This is a genomic window from Acinetobacter sp. ANC_7588 (genome assembly GCF_056783995.1).
The window spans coordinates 1-434 of the sequence record NZ_JBWYIU010000038.1 but is presented as its reverse complement, the minus strand read 5'-3'; the positions used below and the strand labels follow the sequence as shown (position 1 = coordinate 434).

At 48.8% G+C, this 434-nt stretch carries 1 protein-coding gene; it reads right to left on the bottom strand.

Features of this window, described 5'->3' with window-relative positions; all coding sequences use genetic code 11:
• Nucleotides 1-434, bottom strand: a 434-nt coding sequence (locus AC1M9J_RS14780) for a thiolase family protein (protein WP_481952574.1), incomplete at both ends; no start/stop codon positions are given.

The window sequence follows — 434 nt, the reverse complement described above, 5'->3', positions numbered from 1 at the left end:
GCCGTTTGCGGCATGGTTTCAACACCATACATTTCTTTAAGCTTCGGGTTGATAAAACGCCAGCCCATGGTGGTGTCTTCAATCTTTTGACTACGACCAAATGCACTCTCAGATTTACCCATCACAAATGGGGCACGTGACATGGATTCAACACCACCTGCCACAATCACGTCAGCCTCACCAGCTTTAATGGCACGCGCGGCCATTGCTACGGTATCGAGTGATGAACCACATAAACGGTTGACTGTGGTTGCAGGTACTGTATAAGGGATACCTGCTAAAAGCGCCGACATACGACCGACGTTACGATTATCTTCACCGGCTTGGTTGGCACAGCCAAATAAAACGTCATCGACGACATTCCAATCCACAGAAGGGTTACGTTCCATTAACGCTTTTAATGGCACTGCACCTAAGTCATCCGCACGGACAGG